The sequence below is a fragment of the uncultured Alsobacter sp. genome (assembly GCF_945952055.1).
Classification (GTDB): Bacteria; Pseudomonadota; Alphaproteobacteria; order Rhizobiales; family Beijerinckiaceae; genus Alsobacter.
In genome coordinates this window covers 1-14,919 of record NZ_CAMFHB010000026.1, presented here as the reverse complement: position 1 = coordinate 14,919, position 14,919 = coordinate 1, and the positions used below count along the sequence as shown (strand labels likewise).

At 69.6% G+C, this 14,919-nt stretch carries 16 protein-coding genes and 1 tRNA gene; 14 read left to right on the top strand and 3 right to left on the bottom strand.

Annotated elements, in window-relative coordinates:
• Positions 1 to 24 precede the first annotated feature (24 nt).
• Positions 25 to 1,680 (bottom strand): energy-dependent translational throttle protein EttA, encoded by a 1,656-nt coding sequence (gene ettA, locus Q0Q47_RS18610; RefSeq protein WP_293863093.1) that lies wholly within the window; start codon positions 1,678 to 1,680, stop codon positions 25 to 27.
• Positions 1,681 to 2,107: 427 nt separating this feature from the next.
• Between ettA and Q0Q47_RS18605 the strand changes: the two genes are divergently transcribed.
• The 3 genes from Q0Q47_RS18605 to Q0Q47_RS18595 all read left to right on the top strand — a co-directional run bounded on the left by Q0Q47_RS18605 (position 2,108) and on the right by Q0Q47_RS18595 (position 3,140).
• Positions 2,108 to 2,254 carry a hypothetical protein gene (locus Q0Q47_RS18605; protein WP_293863091.1) on the top strand — a complete coding sequence of 49 codons (147 nt, stop codon included), beginning with the start codon at positions 2,108 to 2,110 and terminating at the stop codon, positions 2,252 to 2,254.
• A 201-nt stretch (positions 2,255 to 2,455) separates the two neighbouring features.
• Positions 2,456 to 2,531 (top strand) — tRNA-Ile (locus tag Q0Q47_RS18600).
• Between the two features lie 159 nt (positions 2,532 to 2,690).
• Positions 2,691 to 3,140, top strand: a complete 450-nt coding sequence (locus tag Q0Q47_RS18595) for a YccF domain-containing protein (RefSeq protein ID WP_293863089.1) — start codon at positions 2,691 to 2,693, stop codon at positions 3,138 to 3,140.
• Positions 3,141 to 3,153: 13 nt separating this feature from the next.
• Here the strand turns inward: Q0Q47_RS18595 and Q0Q47_RS18590 are convergent, their stop codons facing one another.
• Complete coding sequence (locus tag Q0Q47_RS18590; protein WP_293863087.1) at positions 3,154 to 3,627, bottom strand: YbaK/EbsC family protein; 474 nt, start codon at positions 3,625 to 3,627, stop codon at positions 3,154 to 3,156.
• A 188-nt stretch (positions 3,628 to 3,815) separates the two neighbouring features.
• Here Q0Q47_RS18590 and Q0Q47_RS18585 point away from each other — a divergent pair, with 188 nt between their 5' ends.
• Genes Q0Q47_RS18585 through Q0Q47_RS18575 form a run of 3 tightly spaced genes read left to right on the top strand, consistent with a single transcriptional unit; the run spans position 3,816 to position 6,278 of the window.
• Positions 3,816 to 4,133 carry a DUF1330 domain-containing protein gene (locus Q0Q47_RS18585; RefSeq protein ID WP_293863085.1) on the top strand — a complete coding sequence of 106 codons (318 nt, stop codon included), beginning with the start codon at positions 3,816 to 3,818 and terminating at the stop codon, positions 4,131 to 4,133.
• A gap of 4 nt (positions 4,134 to 4,137) precedes the next feature.
• Positions 4,138 to 5,331, top strand: coding sequence for a PLP-dependent aminotransferase family protein (locus Q0Q47_RS18580; protein WP_293863083.1), 1,194 nt, complete (start codon positions 4,138 to 4,140; stop codon positions 5,329 to 5,331).
• A gap of 35 nt (positions 5,332 to 5,366) precedes the next feature.
• Complete coding sequence (locus Q0Q47_RS18575; protein ID WP_293863081.1) at positions 5,367 to 6,278, top strand: amidohydrolase; 912 nt, start codon at positions 5,367 to 5,369, stop codon at positions 6,276 to 6,278.
• 330 nt (positions 6,279 to 6,608) lie between these two features.
• Here the strand turns inward: Q0Q47_RS18575 and Q0Q47_RS18570 are convergent, their stop codons facing one another.
• Positions 6,609 to 7,211, bottom strand: coding sequence for a hypothetical protein (locus Q0Q47_RS18570; protein WP_293863079.1), 603 nt, complete (start codon positions 7,209 to 7,211; stop codon positions 6,609 to 6,611).
• Positions 7,212 to 7,768: 557 nt separating this feature from the next.
• Between Q0Q47_RS18570 and Q0Q47_RS18565 the strand changes: the two genes are divergently transcribed.
• The 8 genes from Q0Q47_RS18565 to Q0Q47_RS18530 all read left to right on the top strand — a co-directional run bounded on the left by Q0Q47_RS18565 (position 7,769) and on the right by Q0Q47_RS18530 (position 14,746).
• Positions 7,769 to 7,948 carry a PepSY domain-containing protein gene (locus tag Q0Q47_RS18565; RefSeq protein WP_293863077.1) on the top strand — a complete coding sequence of 60 codons (180 nt, stop codon included), beginning with the start codon at positions 7,769 to 7,771 and terminating at the stop codon, positions 7,946 to 7,948.
• Entirely contained in the window at positions 7,948 to 8,607 is a 660-nt protein-coding gene (locus tag Q0Q47_RS18560) for a response regulator transcription factor (RefSeq protein WP_293863075.1), read from the top strand. Before Q0Q47_RS18565 ends, Q0Q47_RS18560 begins: the two co-directional genes overlap by 1 nt.
• Entirely contained in the window at positions 8,604 to 9,962 is a 1,359-nt protein-coding gene (locus Q0Q47_RS18555) for a HAMP domain-containing sensor histidine kinase (RefSeq protein ID WP_293863073.1), read from the top strand. The genes Q0Q47_RS18560 and Q0Q47_RS18555 overlap by 4 nt, the downstream gene beginning before the upstream one ends.
• 123 nt (positions 9,963 to 10,085) lie before the next feature.
• Complete coding sequence (locus Q0Q47_RS18550) at positions 10,086 to 10,562, top strand: hypothetical protein (protein WP_293863071.1); 477 nt, start codon at positions 10,086 to 10,088, stop codon at positions 10,560 to 10,562.
• The gene (locus Q0Q47_RS18545) at positions 10,559 to 11,188 is read left to right on the top strand and encodes a hypothetical protein (protein WP_293863069.1); all 630 of its coding nucleotides are present in this window, start codon (positions 10,559 to 10,561) and stop codon (positions 11,186 to 11,188) included. The genes Q0Q47_RS18550 and Q0Q47_RS18545 overlap by 4 nt, the downstream gene beginning before the upstream one ends.
• 65 nt (positions 11,189 to 11,253) lie before the next feature.
• Positions 11,254 to 12,297, top strand: coding sequence for a hypothetical protein (locus tag Q0Q47_RS18540; RefSeq protein WP_293863067.1), 1,044 nt, complete (start codon positions 11,254 to 11,256; stop codon positions 12,295 to 12,297).
• 83 nt (positions 12,298 to 12,380) lie between these two features.
• Positions 12,381 to 13,373: an ABC transporter substrate-binding protein gene (locus Q0Q47_RS18535; RefSeq protein WP_293863065.1), complete on the top strand. Its 993-nt coding sequence runs from the start codon at positions 12,381 to 12,383 to the stop codon at positions 13,371 to 13,373.
• Between the two features lie 38 nt (positions 13,374 to 13,411).
• Positions 13,412 to 14,746 (top strand): cytosine deaminase, encoded by a 1,335-nt coding sequence (locus Q0Q47_RS18530; RefSeq protein ID WP_293863063.1) that lies wholly within the window; start codon positions 13,412 to 13,414, stop codon positions 14,744 to 14,746.
• The last annotated feature ends 173 nt before the right edge of the window (positions 14,747 to 14,919 follow it).

The following is a 14,919-nucleotide window of genomic DNA, read 5'->3' as shown; positions in this document are numbered from 1 at the left end:
GAGCGCTGGACCGCTCCCCTCCCCTCAGCGCGTGAACTGCTTGTACTTGATGCGCTTGGGGATCGTGCTGTCGATGCCAAGCCGGCGCTTCTTGTCTTCCTCATAGTCCTGGAAGTTGCCCTCGAACCACTCCACGTGGCTGTCGCCCTCGAAGGCGAGCATGTGGGTGGCGATGCGGTCGAGGAAGAAGCGATCATGGCTGATGATGACCGCGCAGCCGGCGAAGTCCTCGAGCGCCTCTTCCAGCGCGCGCAGCGTGTCGACGTCGAGGTCGTTGGTCGGTTCGTCGAGCAGCAGCACATTGGCGCCGCTCTTCAGCATCTTGGCGAGGTGGACGCGGTTGCGCTCGCCGCCCGAGAGCATGCCGACCTTCTTCTGCTGGTCGCCGCCCTTGAAGTTGAAGGCCGAGCAGTAGGCGCGCGAGTTGAACTCCCGCTTGCCGAGATAGATCACGTCGTTGCCGCCGGAGATCTCCTCCCAGACGGTCTTCTTGTCGTCCAGCGCGTCGCGCGACTGGTCGACATAGCCGAGCTTCACCGACTCGCCGATGGTGATCGAGCCGCCATCCGGCTTCTCCTGCCCGGTGATCATGCGGAACAGCGTCGTCTTGCCGGCGCCGTTGGGGCCGATCACGCCGACGATGCCGCCCGGCGGCAGCTTGAACGACAGGTCGTCGATGAGCAGCCGATCGCCGAAGGCCTTCGACAGGCCCTCGAACTCGATGACGTTCTGGCCGAGGCGCTCGGCGACGGGAATGACGATCTGCGCCGTCGTGGGCGCCCTGTCGTTCTGCTTCTGGACCAGTTCCTCGTAGCGCTGGATACGCGCCTTGGACTTGGCCTGGCGGGCGCGCGGCGAGGCGGAGATCCACTCGCTCTCGCGCTCCAGGGCGCGCTGGCGCGCCTCTTCCTCACGGCCTTCCTGCATCAGGCGCTTCTGCTTCTGCTGCAGCCAGGAGGAGTAGTTGCCCTCGTAGGGAATGCCGCGGCCGCGATCGAGCTCGAGGATCCAGCCCGTGACGTTGTCGAGGAAGTAGCGGTCGTGGGTGACGATCAGGATGGCGCCCGGATAGGTGCGCAGGTGGCCTTCCAGCCAGTTCACCGTCTCGGCGTCGAGATGGTTCGTCGGTTCGTCGAGCAGCAGCATCTCGGGCTGCGACAGCAGCAGCTGGCACAGCGCCACGCGGCGGCGCTCACCGCCCGACAGGGAGGTCACGTCGGCGTCGTCCGGCGGGCAACGGAGCGCATCCATCGCCTGGTCGATCTTGCTGTCGAGGTCCCACAGGTTCTTGGCGTCGATCTCGTCCTGCAGCCGGGTCATCTCATCGGCCGTCTCGTCCGAGTAGTTCATGGCGAGTTCGTTGTAGCGATCGAGGATCGCCTGCTGCGGCGCCACGCCGAGCATCACGTTCTGCCGGACCGAGAGGTTGGGGTCGAGCTGCGGCTCCTGCGGCAGGTAGCCGACGCGCGCGCCCTCCGCCACCCAGCCGTCGCCGACGAACTCCTTGTCGATGCCCGCCATGATGCGCAGCAGGGTCGACTTGCCCGAGCCGTTGACGCCGAGCACGCCGATCTTGGCGTCCGGGTAGAAGGACAGGTGGATGTTGTCGAGGACCTTCTTCCCGCCCGGATAGGTCTTGGAGAGGCCCTGCATGTGATAGACGAACTGGTAGGAGGCCATGGCCGCCCCTCTCTCTCGCGCCGGCGTTGTCGGATGGTGCGGCACATGTAGCGACCACGCCGCCGCCGGGCAAGAGTTGTTGGGTCCTCCGAGCGGGGGGACCAGCGAATAGCGAGTGGCGAATGGCGAGTTGGGACGTCGAGGCGCTCACACGCGCGGATGAACCTCCCCAGGGCCCCCTGCTCGCTCCTCGCCATTCGCTCGTCGCCCCACGACCACAGCCCCCCGTAAACGACTCCGCTTAACCCCCCGGTAACGTTCACCGGTGCTTAACCACATGTGCGCAATCGCACATCGCGCCGCGCATCGTCCGCCGTATTTCCCCCGTGCTGCCGCAATCGCCGTCGAGCTTGGCAGCCGCCCGGGGACGTGATCGTCCGGCCCACCGCCAGGGGCACCGGAACAGACTTTTATTTGGGAGTGGTCCATGATCGAAGCCATCGTCGACGCGCTGCTCGAGACCATCGGGGAGACCATCTACCGCACCTTCGCCTGGCTGTTCGGCCGGTCCGGAGCTGATGCCGGCGCCCAGGGCGACCCGCTCGACCACGCCTGCCTCGAGGCGGCGGAGTAACGGCCACGAACCGGCTGCCCCCGGCCTTTCCGGCCGACCGGTCGGCGCCTTGACCCTGGCGGGACGGCCCGCCCCGCCGACGGTCGGCTGCACCGCCGGCCCCTCCTCCGCCTCCGCCGCAGCGTCACGCGAGGCCCATGGCGTAACGGTTGCCGCGATCCCGTTGCGGCAACCGGCCCGGACAGGCTAAGACCGTCGCGGGGGCCTGTAGCTCAATGGTTAGAGCCGACCGCTCATAACGGTCTGGTTGCAGGTTCAAGTCCTGCCGGGCCCACCAACACTTTCACGACCTTAGCTCGTCACGGGCCTCCCGAAGGCGGAACACGGAACCGCTGGCGGTTGCGAAACGCCACCCTGGCGGCCTTATCCCGAACGTCTTGCGATGCCATGGCGGCGGGGCCACCTGTAGGGCGGACGAGCTTCACCCGGACGTGCCATGCCCCTCGCGAGCCTGTTTCTGAACATCCTCTGGATCGTGTGCGGAGGCGCCTGGATGGCGCTGGGCTGGCTGATCGCCGCGGTGATCATGGCCATCACGATCATCGGCCTGCCCTGGGCGCGTGCCGCCCTCATGATGGCCGCCTACACCCTGCTGCCGTTCGGGCAGACCGTGGTGCGCACGGACCAGCACGAGGGACGAAGCGGGATCGGATCCGGCCCGCTCGGCGTCATCGGCAACCTCGTCTGGTTCATCCTGGCGGGATGGTGGCTGGCGCTCGGACACGTCGTCACCGCGATCGCCCTCGCCGTGACGATCATCGGCATCCCCTTCGCCTGGGCCCATCTGAAGCTCGCCGGCCTCTCGCTGTGGCCGGTCGGACGGACGGTCGTGAGCCGGCAGGATGCCGAGCGGATCGGCCAGGGCACGCTGCTGCCCCGGACCTGAAGCGCCCTGCCCGTCAGGCTCCGGGCTTCGCCTGGGCGATGTCGACCCATTCGGCGCCGACGAGCTCGGCCAGGCGGGCCGGCGCAATGCGCAGCGCCGCATTGGTCGCGCCGGCGGCCGGCAGCACGACGTCGAAGGCCTTGAGCGTCACGTCGGTGAAGATCCGCAGCTGCCGGGGCAAGCCGAAGGGACAGACGCCGCCCACGGGGTGCCCCGTCCATTCGGGCACGTCGTCGGCCGGCAGCATCACGGCCTTGGCGCCGAACCGGTCCTTGTATTTCCGGTTGTCGATCCTCGCGTCGCCCCCGACGACCAGGAGGATCACCTCGTCCTTCAGCCTGAGCGACAGCGTCTTGGCGATCTGTCCGGGCGCGACGCCGTGCACCGCCGCCGCCTCCATGACGGTCGCGGTGCTCGTGGGGGCCTCCAGGATCTGGATGTCGGGCGCGTGCTCGGACAGGAACGATCGAACCGACTGCAAACTCATGTCCGTTGCCCTCGCTGCGCCTGCGGCGGCGCCGGAACCCGCCATGGCCGCCCGCGACATCGTCTTAGATCGCCGGCAGCGCCGACGCCACGCCCGCTTGCCACACCGACGATGAGCCCGTGGTCCGAGGCCGTTGATTTTTCCGGCGGCTCGGCATCTGCTGCACCGGCGATCGAGCGGAGCGAAGAATGCCGGCCTATTTCATCTGCACCATGACCGTGCACGATCCGGAGACCTACCGGAAGTACACGGCGCTGACGCCGGCCACCCTGGCGCGCCACGGCGGACGATTTCTGACGCGGGGCGACGAGGTCCTGACCGTCGAGGGGCCGACCTTCGAGGAACGGCTGGTGATCCTGGAGTTCCCCGACAAGGCCGCGGCCCTGGCCTGGCACGACGACGCCGACTACCAGAGCGCGTCGGCGTTTCGCCGGGCGGCGTCCACGGGGCGCATGATCCTGCAGGAAGGTCGCCCGAACACCGCCAATCCCGACCCGAAGGTCTGAGCCGATGGCGCCGTCCCGCCCGGCCTTCGCGCGCTGGCTCGGCCAGACCAACGACGTCACGCAGATCTTCCTGTCCGCCGGGCAGGTGCCGGACCTGATCAACATGGCCGGCGGACTGCCGGACCCGTCCATCTGGCCCGTCGACGATCTTGCCGCCCTCGCCGCCTCGGCGGTCAGGGATCACCCCACCGAGGCGCTGGCCTACAGCCCCATCGATGGCCTGCCCGCCCTGCGAGACCTGCTCGCGGCGCGATACGCCACCCCCGGCCTGACGCTGACGCGCGACAACGTCATGATCACCTCCGGCGGCATGCAGGCGCTCGACCTCATCGGCCGCGTGCTCCTCGAGGAAGGCGGGCTGATCGCCGCGCAGGCGCCGACCTATCTGGGCGCGCTGGACGCCTGGCGCCCCCATCACCCGCGCTTCCGGCCGATGCGCCTGGAGGCCAACGACTTCGATCCCGCCGCGGCTTTCGCCGGAGCGCAGTTCGCCTACACGGTGCCGAACTTCTCCAACCCGACCGGGCGGCTCGTCGGGCTGGCCCAACGCCAGGCGCTGCTCGCCGCAGCGCAGGCGACGGGCGTGTGGCTGATCGAAGACGATCCCTACGGCACCCTCTACTACGACGGCGCGCAACTGCCCCGCCTGCTCACCCTGGCCGGACAGGCGAAGCCCGGTCCCTATGACGGGCCGGTGGTGTATCTCGGGACCCTGTCGAAGGAAGTGGCGCCGGGCTTTCGCATCGGCTGGGTGATCGCGGCGCCAGAGATGATCGCGGCCCTCACCGCCGCCAAGCAGGGCTCTGACATGTGCACCAGCGGGCTCAACCAGCGCATCGCGCTGGATGCCTTCGCGAGCGGACTGGCGGACCGGATGCTGCCGGGCATCCTCGATCTCTACCGCAGCCGGCGCGACGCGCTTTGCGCGGCGATGGCCAGGGATCTCGCCGGCCTGTTCGACTGGGACAAGCCGGAAGGCGGCATGTTCGTCTGGGCCACCGCCAAGGATCCGGGGATGGACACCGACGCGCTCCTGAAGAAGACGCTCGCGCACGGGGTCTGCATCACGCCGAGCAGCGTCTTCGATCCGGAGGGCACGCACCGGCGCTCCATCCGCATCAACTTCACGCTCAATCCGCCGGAGCGCCTGGCCGAAGGCGTGCGCCGGCTTGCCCGGGCGGCCGCCGCGCCGGCCTGACGCGGCCGGCCGCGCCGGCTCGCAAGGAGACACCGATGCCGATCTACACGGGCCCGATGATCGACGCCCACATGCACATGTGGGACATCGCGCTGGACCGCCATCCCTGGCTCCGCCCGACGAACGCGAGTGCCCTGACGGGCCTCGACGCGATCCGCCGCTCGTTCCTGCCGGACGACTACCGCATGGCCCGCGGCGCTCACGACGTGGTGGCGACGGTCCACATCGAGGCGGTGTGGGACCCCGCCGACCCCACCGGCGAGATCGCCTGGCTCGACTCCCTCGACAAGAGCTCGGGCGTGGCGAACCGCTACGTGGCGTCGGCCCCGTTCGGGACGCCCCAGGCCCAAGCGGGGATCGAGCGCGACTGCGACCATCCGCGCGTCACCGGGTTCCGCAGCATCGTCAGCTGGCATCCCACGCTGCCGGGCAAGTCCTGGGCGAAGCACGGAGCGGTCGCCGAAGATCCCGATTGGCGGCGCGACGTGGCGCTGCTCGCCCGCCACGGCAAGAGCCTCGACCTGATGATGTACCCCTACCAGGCCGAGAGCGTCGCCGCGCTGGCGCGCGCCCTCCCCGACCTGAGGATCGTCGTCAACCACTGCGCGAGCCCGCTCGATCGCGACGAGGCCGGGCTCGACCGCTGGCGCCGGGCGCTCGCCACACTCGCGGCGGCGCCCAACGTCGCCATCAAGATCAACATGGTGGGCTACGACCCGAACCCCACCGAGGCCGTGATCGACGAACTGGTGCTGCGCTGCATCGACGCCTTCGGCACCGACAGGTCGATCTTCGCCAGCGACTGGCCGACCTCGTCGCGGGTGATGCAGCCCTCCCCCATCTTCGACCATTTCAAGCGGATCACGGCCGGCTTCTCGCCCGCGGAGCAGTCGGCGCTGTTCCACGACAACGCGGTCCGGATCTACGGCGTGCGCCAGGGCGCCTGACCGAGCCGAGCCGCTTCCCGCCCACGTCCCTCGTCGTTCGCCCCGGCCCTTCGCGGCCGGGTTGGAACGCAGGCCTGGGTCCGGTCATCGCCCGGCGTGTTCACCCTCTCCGCGTCCTGGCCGGGCCTGGCCCGGCCATCCACGACTCCGGGGCGGCCCCGCCAAAGTCGTGGATACCCGGGCCAGGCCCGGGCAGGACGGCGGAGAGGGGTCCCGACGTGGGGCACTACGCCGCGTCGTGGCTCACATCACGCAATCGAGCCAAAGGCGGACCGAGCCCGGCAACAGGCCGGGCTCTCGCTCCACGGGGCCTTGACCCGCGAGGCAGCCTTACTTGTGGCCGCCACCGCCACCACCGCCGCCGCCACCACCGCCGCCGGAGCCTCCCCCGCCACCCGAGCCACCGCCGGAGCCACCGCCGCCGCCCGAACCGCCGCTCCCGCTGTTCCCGGAAGTCCCGCCTCCGCCGCCGCCCGAACCGTGGGACGACCCGGAGTTGCCCTCGCGCCCACCGCCGGATGCGGAGGCCGAACTGCTGCCGCCCCTCGCTCCGCCACGGTCGTCATTGGCGTTGTGGGCGACACCGTCGTCGAGACCCCGGCCGCGCGCCGTGGAGCGGGCACCGGCACGATCTTCACCGGCCCGCCGGGCGACGCTGTCGTCGAGGCCGCGCGATCGCGCAGCGGTGCGAGACCTGCGGTCGTCGCCGACGTCGTGCATGGCCCCGTCGTCGAGCCCGCGGCCGCGCACCGCGCCGCGCGCCGTGGTGCGGTCGTCGCCCACGCGGAGCCGGGTGCCGTCGTCGACGCCCCGTCCGTTGCGGCTGGCCTGGACCGTGCCCGACCCGGCAGATGCCACCTGGGCGGACGCGGCCTGCGCGGCGCACAGGCTCGCGAGCACGATGCCGGCCAACGTCATGGCTTTGACTGTCATGGGATGTTCCTCCTCTTGCTGGGAGCCCGTCTGGCACCCGACGATCGGACGATAGTCGCCATGGCATTTCACCAGCCTGAGCCCGCTTGTAAGCTTGCTGCAAGCTTCGGCCCGATAGGCTCGCACGCATCATGGCGCACGCACGCACGCGAACATCGACCCTGGCAGCCGCCACGCTGGCGGCTGCAGTGGTGTTCGCCGTCGCGTCCGGATCCTTCGCTCCCCAGGCTTGGGCCAAGGACGGCGGTGGCGAGTCCGGCGGCGGAGGCGGCGGAGGCGGAGGCTCGGGCGGCGGAAGCTCCGGCGGCAGTGGGTCCGGTGGCAGTGGGTCCGGTGGCGGCGGAGGGTCCGGCAGTTCCGGCTCGGGGTCGAACTCCGGCAGTTCCGGTGGATCCGGCTCGAATTCGGGCCGCTCCGGCGAAGGCGCGGGCGAAACGCGCAGCGGTTCGCCCGGCCCGGCGCAGGGCGGATCCGGGTCGCGCGGCAGCGGTCACTTCCGGGGTGGCAGCAGCGCGGAGTCCGCCTGGCGGCAAGCGCGGGAGGGATCGATCACGCCCTTGTCGTCGGTTCTCGCGAAGGTGCGGGAAACGGTTGAGGGCAGCGTGCTGCAGGTCGATCTCAGCGGCGCGGCCGGCGCATGGCGCTATGAGGTTCTCGTGCTGAGCACCGACGGTCGCTATCGGGAGGTTCTCGTCGATGCACAGAACAACCGCGTCCTCGGCGTGAGGAGGCGATGATGCGGATCCTGGTCGTCGAAGACGAGACACAGATCGCCCGGAACATCGCCGAGATCCTCGACGCCGCGGGATACGTGACGGAACTGTGCCACGACGGAGAAGCTGCCTGGTTCAAGGCGGAAACCGACAGCTTCGACGCGATCGTGCTCGACCTCGGCTTGCCGAAGCTGGATGGCCTGAGCGTCGTCAGGAAGCTGCGGGAAGGATCGGTTCCCACGCCCATCCTCATCCTGACGTCGCGGGCGGCATGGGCGGAGCGCGTCGAGGGCATCGACGCGGGAGCCGACGACTACCTCCCCAAGCCCTTCCAGGGGGAAGAGCTCCTGGCCCGCGTGGGAGCGCTGATCCGCCGCACGGCCGGCCATCTGACCCCGCAGCTGACGGCCGGCGGGCTGACGATCGACACGCGGAGGAAGACGGTGACCGTGAACGGCACGTCGGTCGCGCTGTCGCCCCTGGAATTCCGGCTCTTGCGATACCTGTTGCACCATCAGGGACGGATCGTGTCACAGGGTGAGCTTGTCGATCACGTCTATGGCGGCGACCGCGACCCGGACTCCAATTCCATCGAGGTCCTCATCGCGCGGCTGAGACGCAAGGTGGGCGCGGACGCGATCGTCACGCGCCGCGGGCACGGCTACGTCGTGGGCGAACCATGATCTCGACCGGCTCGCTCCGCACCCGCCTGCTGATCGTGGCGATCGTCACGATCGCGGCGACGCTTGCGGTGGCCGGAACCGGTTTGGTCGTGCTGTTCGAGCATCAATTGCTGCGCAAGGTCGCTCAGGACCTCGGCGTGCGCAGCGCGGAGCTGGCGCGGGCCTTCGAGGTGGACGCCGCCGGCAAGCCCTTCCTCAATCGCGAGCTGGCGGATCCCCGCTACGACGTGCCGTATGGGGGAGCGTACTGGCAGATCAGCGACGGCAAGGAACGGATCATCGCGTCCCGGTCCCTCTGGGACTTCTCGCTCGATCCCACAGCCATCGCCAACGAGGGACGGGGCGGCGAAGCGGTGGAGATGGAAGGACCGGAGAACGCCGAACTCTACGTCGTGATCCGCACGGTGACACTCGACGTGGCCGGCGCGCAGCGCCCTTTCACGCTGCTCGTGGCGCTGGATCATGCCGACGTTGTGGCCCTGCGCGGCGAATTCGCCCGCGACGTCTGGAAGATCATGGCCGTGCTCGCGGCACTGCTCATCACCGGTGCCTGGCTGCAACTCAAGTTCGGCCTGTCGCCGCTGGGCGCGCTTCGCTCGTCCCTTTCTGCCGTGCGAGAGGGACGGCAACGGCGCCTGGAAGGTGCATTCCCGGCCGAGATCACGCCACTGACGGACGAAGTGAACACACTGCTGGATCAGCGCGACATGCTGGTTCGGCGCGCGCGGGACCGCGCCGGGACGATCGCACACGGGCTGAAGACGCCGCTCACGATCCTGTCCGGCGAGATCGCGCGCCTCGAGAAAGGCGGCCAGGCCGAGGTCGCCGCGAAGCTCGCCGAGCAGTGCGACGCGATCCGCGACTACGTCGATCGCGAACTCGCCCGCTCACGCACCCACGGGGCACTCGACACGGTGACCAGGCGCACGCCGGTGGCCCCGATCGTAGACCGCCTCGTCGACCTCATGCGACGCGTCGACCGTGAGCAGAAGATCGAATGGGACGTGGAGATCCCAACAGGCGCCCAGTCGTCCATGGAGGCGGACGACCTGGCGGAAGTGGTCGGAAACCTGTTCGACAACGCGCGCAAATGGGCGGCCTCGCGGGTCGAGGTTCGGCTCGTCAACGAGGGCGGCAGGACGTTGCTGTCGGTGGCCGACGATGGGCCGGGGATCGACAAGGCCGGCGCAGACGCTGTGATGACGCGCGGCGTGTCCCTGCCCGGCAAGGCACCGAGTTCCACCGGGCTGGGGCTCTCGATCGTGTCCGACACGCTGGCGGCCTATGACCAGAAGCTCGACATCACGTCCGGCTCCCAGGGATGCCGGTTCACGTTCGAACTGCAGGTCCCGTGAGCGCCGCGCACCGGGGATGCGAACCGCCTGCGCGGCGCGTCTCTTCGCTCGCCTCGCGTTAAGACCTTTCGTGCAGGATCCTCAGCGGGATCATGGGCCGCGGGGGAGCAGACCGTGTCAGCGTTGGTGCGCGCGATGCTTGCGACGGCTCTCGCGGCGTCCCTGGGCGTATCCGCTCCGGCTTCGGCCGCCCCGGTGGGCTGCTTCGGGCGCAGCTATGACGCTCGCCACCTGCGGAGCCACCCCCAGCAACAGGTCTCACGGATGTGGCTCCGACTGGAGCTTGCGGACGCTTCCAAAGGCGAGGGACGCTTTGCCCTGGCCGTCACGCTTCGGGGAAAGCGCCAGTCCTGGAGCGCCGGCGGAACGTGCCGCGCGGCCGCAGAGGCCTGGACCTGCCAACCGGACACGGACGGCGATCCGCCGCTGGTCATGGCCTTGGCCGGACCGACGCTGAAGCTCGACAATCCACGGGGGCTCAAGGTCTTCGACGACGTGACCGGCCCCGATCTCAACACCGCGCGGATCGGTGCGCCCGGCGACGGCGTGTTCCAACTGCGGCAGGCCCCGGGCCGCGAGTGCGAGGTTTTCGATCGATGACGTCACTCCGGAAAGCCGCCCTTGCCACCATCGCCCTGCTGGCGACCACGCCCGTGTTCGGGCAGGCGCGCCCCGAGACGCGCTACACCCGGTTCGATCTCGCGGCGCCCTCGTGCAAGCCGGCCCAACAGGCCGAGGCCTTTTCGTGCCAGGGAATGGCGGGATGGTCGATCGCCGTGGGGTATCCCGCCTTCGGCGCAACGCTCGCGTTCGTGAGCAAGGACAAGCCCGCCCGGGTTCATCAGCCGGCGGATGATCGCAGCGTCGCCATCGACGGGTTGGCGGGACCGTCGACCACGGTCGAATGGCGTGGGGTGGTGCGCAACGGGACGTTCCAGCCCTACGCCGCGATCGTCAGGATCCTGGCGGTCGATGCGGCGACCCGCCAGGCCATGATCGAGGCAGGCGCCCCGCCCCCCTCCCTCAAGAGGGCGCAGGTCCTGCTGGTCACCCGGCTGGCGGCCGAGGGATCGTGCGTCGTGGCCTATGTGGACGCGCAGGCCAATCCCAACGCCAACGACCTCGCGAGGACGGCCGCGGACGCGGCCGCCCTCACGCCCTGCCCCGTGCCGCACGCCGCCATCGTCGGGGCCAGGACGAACGTTCTGGCGAGCTATCTGGACTGATCGCCACCGTCCGGGCACGCTCGCAACCCAGCGCCCACGGGGGCGCCGGACGCGGGGAGATGGCCATGGCCTATGGACGCAGCTTCACGAGCCATGGCTTCGCGGTCGAGCTCGTGGACCTGTTCAGGCACCAGCTCGCCGCGTGCAACGTGAAGCCTGGCGAATTGTGCCTGTGCGTCACCGACACGGCCTGGAACCCCGCCTACGCCGCCGCCTGCATGGGCGCGGCCCATGCGCTCGGCGCGGAGGCCTACCAGATGGTCTTCGCGGCGAGCCGGCCGCTCCCCTCGCGCACGCTGGCCGAGGCCTTCCGCGAGGCCGACCTCGTCGTCTACATGTCGACCTTCAAGCTGCACTACCTGCCGGAGATCAGGGCCGCGCTCGATGCCGGCACGCGGGTGCTGTGCGTCATGCAGCCGATCCACGTGATGGAGAGGCTGAAGGCGGACCCGGAGGTCCGGCGGCGGACGCGGGCCGGCGCGGCCCTGCTGGAGGCCGCCAGGACGATCCGCATCACCTCGCCGGCCGGCACCGACCTCGTGATGGACAAGACCGGCCGCGCCGGGCTCGCCCATGACGGGGCCGCCGACGAGCCGGGGCGCCTGGATTTCTGGGGCGGCGGCATGGTGCAGGCGGCCCAGCTGGAGGGAACCACCGAAGGCACGCTGGTGCTCGACACCGGCGACTGCTGCTTCCAGCTCGGCCGCATGATCGAGCGCCCGACCGCGATCACCTTCCGCGAGGGGCGGGCCATCTCCTTCGAGGGCGGGCTCGATGCCCTGCTGATCCGCGAGGAGCTCGAGGCCGGCGGCAGCGAGGCCTGCTTCATGGCCGGCCACATGGCGTGGGGCACCGACCACCGCGCCCGCTGGCTCCAGCCGCTGCAGCAGACGCCGGACGCGGGTGGCGGCGGGGCCGACAACGAGGGCTTCCTGGGCTCGATCCAGGTCGAGATCGGCAGCAACGACGATGTCGTCTTCGGCGGGCGCAACCGGGCCGCCGCCCACCTCGGGCTGTGCCTGCGCAACGCCAGCCTGTGGCTCGACGGCTTGCCCGTCATCGAGGACGGCCGCTTCGTGATCGACGCACTGCAGCCGAGAGGCTCCTGAACCCCACCGCTGGCACGTGGTTTGCCTTCCTCGTCCTGCCCGGAAGACCTCGAGCTTCGGCGGGCCTGGCGAGGGAGGATTGAATGCTCAAGACCCTGGCGCGGCTCGTCGCCGCCACGTGCTTCGTGGGGAGCGCACTGGCGGGAGCGTCTGCCCAAGACAAGTTCATCTTCGGCACCAACTGGCTTCCCGATGCCGAAAGAGGCGGCTTCTACCAGGCCGAGGCAGCGGGCATCTACAAGCGCAACGGCCTGGAGGTGACGGTGCAGGCGGGCGGCCCGCAGCTCAACAACCCGCAGCTTCTCGCCGCCGGCAAGATCGACGGCGTCATGGTGGGCTCCGCGATCGAGGCGCTGAACTATGCCAAGGAAGGCGTGCCGGTGGTGGCCGTCGCCGCCGTCTACCAGAAGAACCCGCAGGTGCTGCTGGCGCACAAGTCGTCGGGCATCAAGTCGCTCGAGGACATGAAAGGCAAGCCGATCATGATCTCGGCGCTCGCCCGCAACGGCTACTGGAAGTGGCTGAAGTCCCGGTACGGGTTCACCGACGACCAGATCCGGCCCTACACCTTCAACCTCGGCGTGTTCGTCAGCAATCCCCAGGCGATCCAGCAGGGCTTCGTCACCTATGAGCCGAGCCAGGTCGCCAAGGCCGGCGTCGATCCCGTCTATTTCCTGCTGGCCGACTACGGCTTCGACGATTTCGGCGGCCTGATCCTGGTCCGCCGCGAGACGCTTGAGACGCGGCGCGACGTCGTGCGCCGGTTCATCCTCTCGGTCAGCGAAGGCTGGCGCGATTTCCTCTACGGAGACGCCGCGCCGGGCATCGCGCTGATCAAGGGCCAGAACCAGCAGCTCACCGACGAGATCATCGCCAACTCGATGAAGGAAATGCGCGACCGCGAGCTCATCGCCGGCGGCGAAGGCAGGACCGGGATCGGCTTCATGACCGAGGCACGGTGGAGCAAGCTGTACGACACCATGTCGGCCTCCGGCATCGTCGACAGCGGCGACTACTGGAAGAAGGCGTTCGACACCAGCCTTCTCGGGTCCGGCCTCGCCGTGGCGCCGAAATAGACACGCAAGCACGTCCTCAGACGGGCTGGAGGCGAACCATGGCATCGCACAAGGACCTCGGCGTTCCCGAGGGATCGTTTCTGTTGACGAGGGCGCGCGTGCCCGCCTGCTTCCTGGCCGGCGGACCGGCAGGCGCCACCGACGCCGAGGGGTCCTGCCTCGTCGACATCGTGGTGGCGAACGGCGTCGTGGACGGGATCGTCCCGTCCGGCCAGGCCAGCGCCACCGATCTGCCGACCGTCGACGCGGAGGGCCGGCAGGTCTGGGCGACGCTCATCGACATGCACACCCACCTCGACAAGGGGCAGGTCATCCCCCGCGCGACCCCCGACGGCACGCTGGAGGGCGGCGTGCGCCTGACCATGGCCGACCGCAAGCGATGGACGCACGAGGACATCGCCGCGCGCATGCGCTTTGCGCTCAAATGTGCCTATTCCCATGGCGTGTCCACCATCCGCACGCACCTGGACTCACCCGAAGAGTGGCTGCCCCGCCGAAGCCTGCCGGTGTTCCGCGAACTGCGCAGCGAGTGGGCCGGCAAAGTCGACCTGCAGGCGGTGGGGCTGGCGCCGCTGAGCATCTTCAAGACGGACTGGGGGAACACCCTCGCCGACCTCATGGCCGAATCCGGCGGCGTCCTCGGCGGCGTCACGGACGCACTGGGCGTCTACGAGGGCCTGGCCGACGAGGCGCTCGACGGTCTGCTGGATCTCTTCCTCGACGCCGCGACGGACCGTGGCCTCGACGTCGATCTGCACGTGGACCAGACGGAGAGCCTCGATCTCTTCGCCCTGCCCAGGATCGCCGCCGCGGTGATGCGCAAGAAGTTCAAGGGCCGCGTCGTGGTGGGTCACTGCGTCTCCCTGGCGCTCGCGCCCGAGGACGTCGCGGAGCGCACGATCCGGATGGCGGTGGACGCCGGGCTCCACTTCGTCACCCTGCCGACGCCGATGGTCTACCTGCAGGACCGCAAGCCGAACAGGACACCGCGCTGGCGCGGCGTGACCCTGGCGCACGAACTGCTCGACGCGGGCCTCAAGGTCGCCATCGGCGGGGACAACTGCCGCGACGCGTGGTTCCCGTTCGGCGACCACGACATGCTCGACACGCTGCAGCAGTCGGTCCGCATCTTCCAGCTCGACAACCCGATCGCCAAGGCCCTGCCGATGGCCGGGCCGATGCCGTCCGACATCGTCGGCGCCGGTCACCAGGGGCGCATCGCTGTGGGAGCCCCGGCGGACTTCATCCTGCTGTCGGCGCGCACGCTGAACGAGGCCATGTGCCGGCCCCAGGCCGACCGCATCGTGGTCCGCAACGGCAGGCGGGTCACCGAGACGCTGCCGGACTATGCGGAGCTCGATGCGGTGATGTGAGAGCTTGTGGATCAATCCTCGGCGCGGGGATGCATCTGACGTCTCCAGCGTGCGACCACCTCTCCTCCGTCCTGCCCGGGCTTGGCCCTTCGGAATTCACACATCTCACTCAAGCCCCTAGGAAGGGCGCTCTCCCTCCCCTGCAGGGGAGGGTGGCAGCCGCAAAGCGGCTG

Excerpts from the sequence above, each read along its gene's own strand:
- Q0Q47_RS18575 (WP_293863081.1), top strand. The coding sequence starts at position 5,367 with ATGCCGATCTACACGGGCCCGATGATCGACGCCCACATGCACATGTGG.
- Q0Q47_RS18540 (WP_293863067.1), top strand. The coding sequence starts at position 11,254 with ATGGCCTATGGACGCAGCTTCACGAGCCATGGCTTCGCGGTCGAGCTC.
- Q0Q47_RS18560 (WP_293863075.1), top strand. The coding sequence starts at position 7,948 with ATGCGGATCCTGGTCGTCGAAGACGAGACACAGATCGCCCGGAACATC.
- Q0Q47_RS18545 (WP_293863069.1), top strand. The coding sequence starts at position 10,559 with ATGACGTCACTCCGGAAAGCCGCCCTTGCCACCATCGCCCTGCTGGCG.
- Q0Q47_RS18555 (WP_293863073.1), top strand. The coding sequence starts at position 8,604 with ATGATCTCGACCGGCTCGCTCCGCACCCGCCTGCTGATCGTGGCGATC.
- Q0Q47_RS18605 (WP_293863091.1), top strand. The coding sequence starts at position 2,108 with ATGATCGAAGCCATCGTCGACGCGCTGCTCGAGACCATCGGGGAGACC.
- Q0Q47_RS18535 (WP_293863065.1), top strand. The coding sequence starts at position 12,381 with ATGCTCAAGACCCTGGCGCGGCTCGTCGCCGCCACGTGCTTCGTGGGG.
- Q0Q47_RS18590 (WP_293863087.1), bottom strand. The coding sequence starts at position 3,627 with ATGAGTTTGCAGTCGGTTCGATCGTTCCTGTCCGAGCACGCGCCCGAC.
- Q0Q47_RS18585 (WP_293863085.1), top strand. The coding sequence starts at position 3,816 with ATGCCGGCCTATTTCATCTGCACCATGACCGTGCACGATCCGGAGACC.
- ettA (WP_293863093.1), bottom strand. The coding sequence starts at position 1,680 with ATGGCCTCCTACCAGTTCGTCTATCACATGCAGGGCCTCTCCAAGACC.
- Q0Q47_RS18580 (WP_293863083.1), top strand. The coding sequence starts at position 4,138 with ATGGCGCCGTCCCGCCCGGCCTTCGCGCGCTGGCTCGGCCAGACCAAC.
- Q0Q47_RS18530 (WP_293863063.1), top strand. The coding sequence starts at position 13,412 with ATGGCATCGCACAAGGACCTCGGCGTTCCCGAGGGATCGTTTCTGTTG.
- Q0Q47_RS18595 (WP_293863089.1), top strand. The coding sequence starts at position 2,691 with ATGCCCCTCGCGAGCCTGTTTCTGAACATCCTCTGGATCGTGTGCGGA.
- Q0Q47_RS18570 (WP_293863079.1), bottom strand. The coding sequence starts at position 7,211 with ATGACAGTCAAAGCCATGACGTTGGCCGGCATCGTGCTCGCGAGCCTG.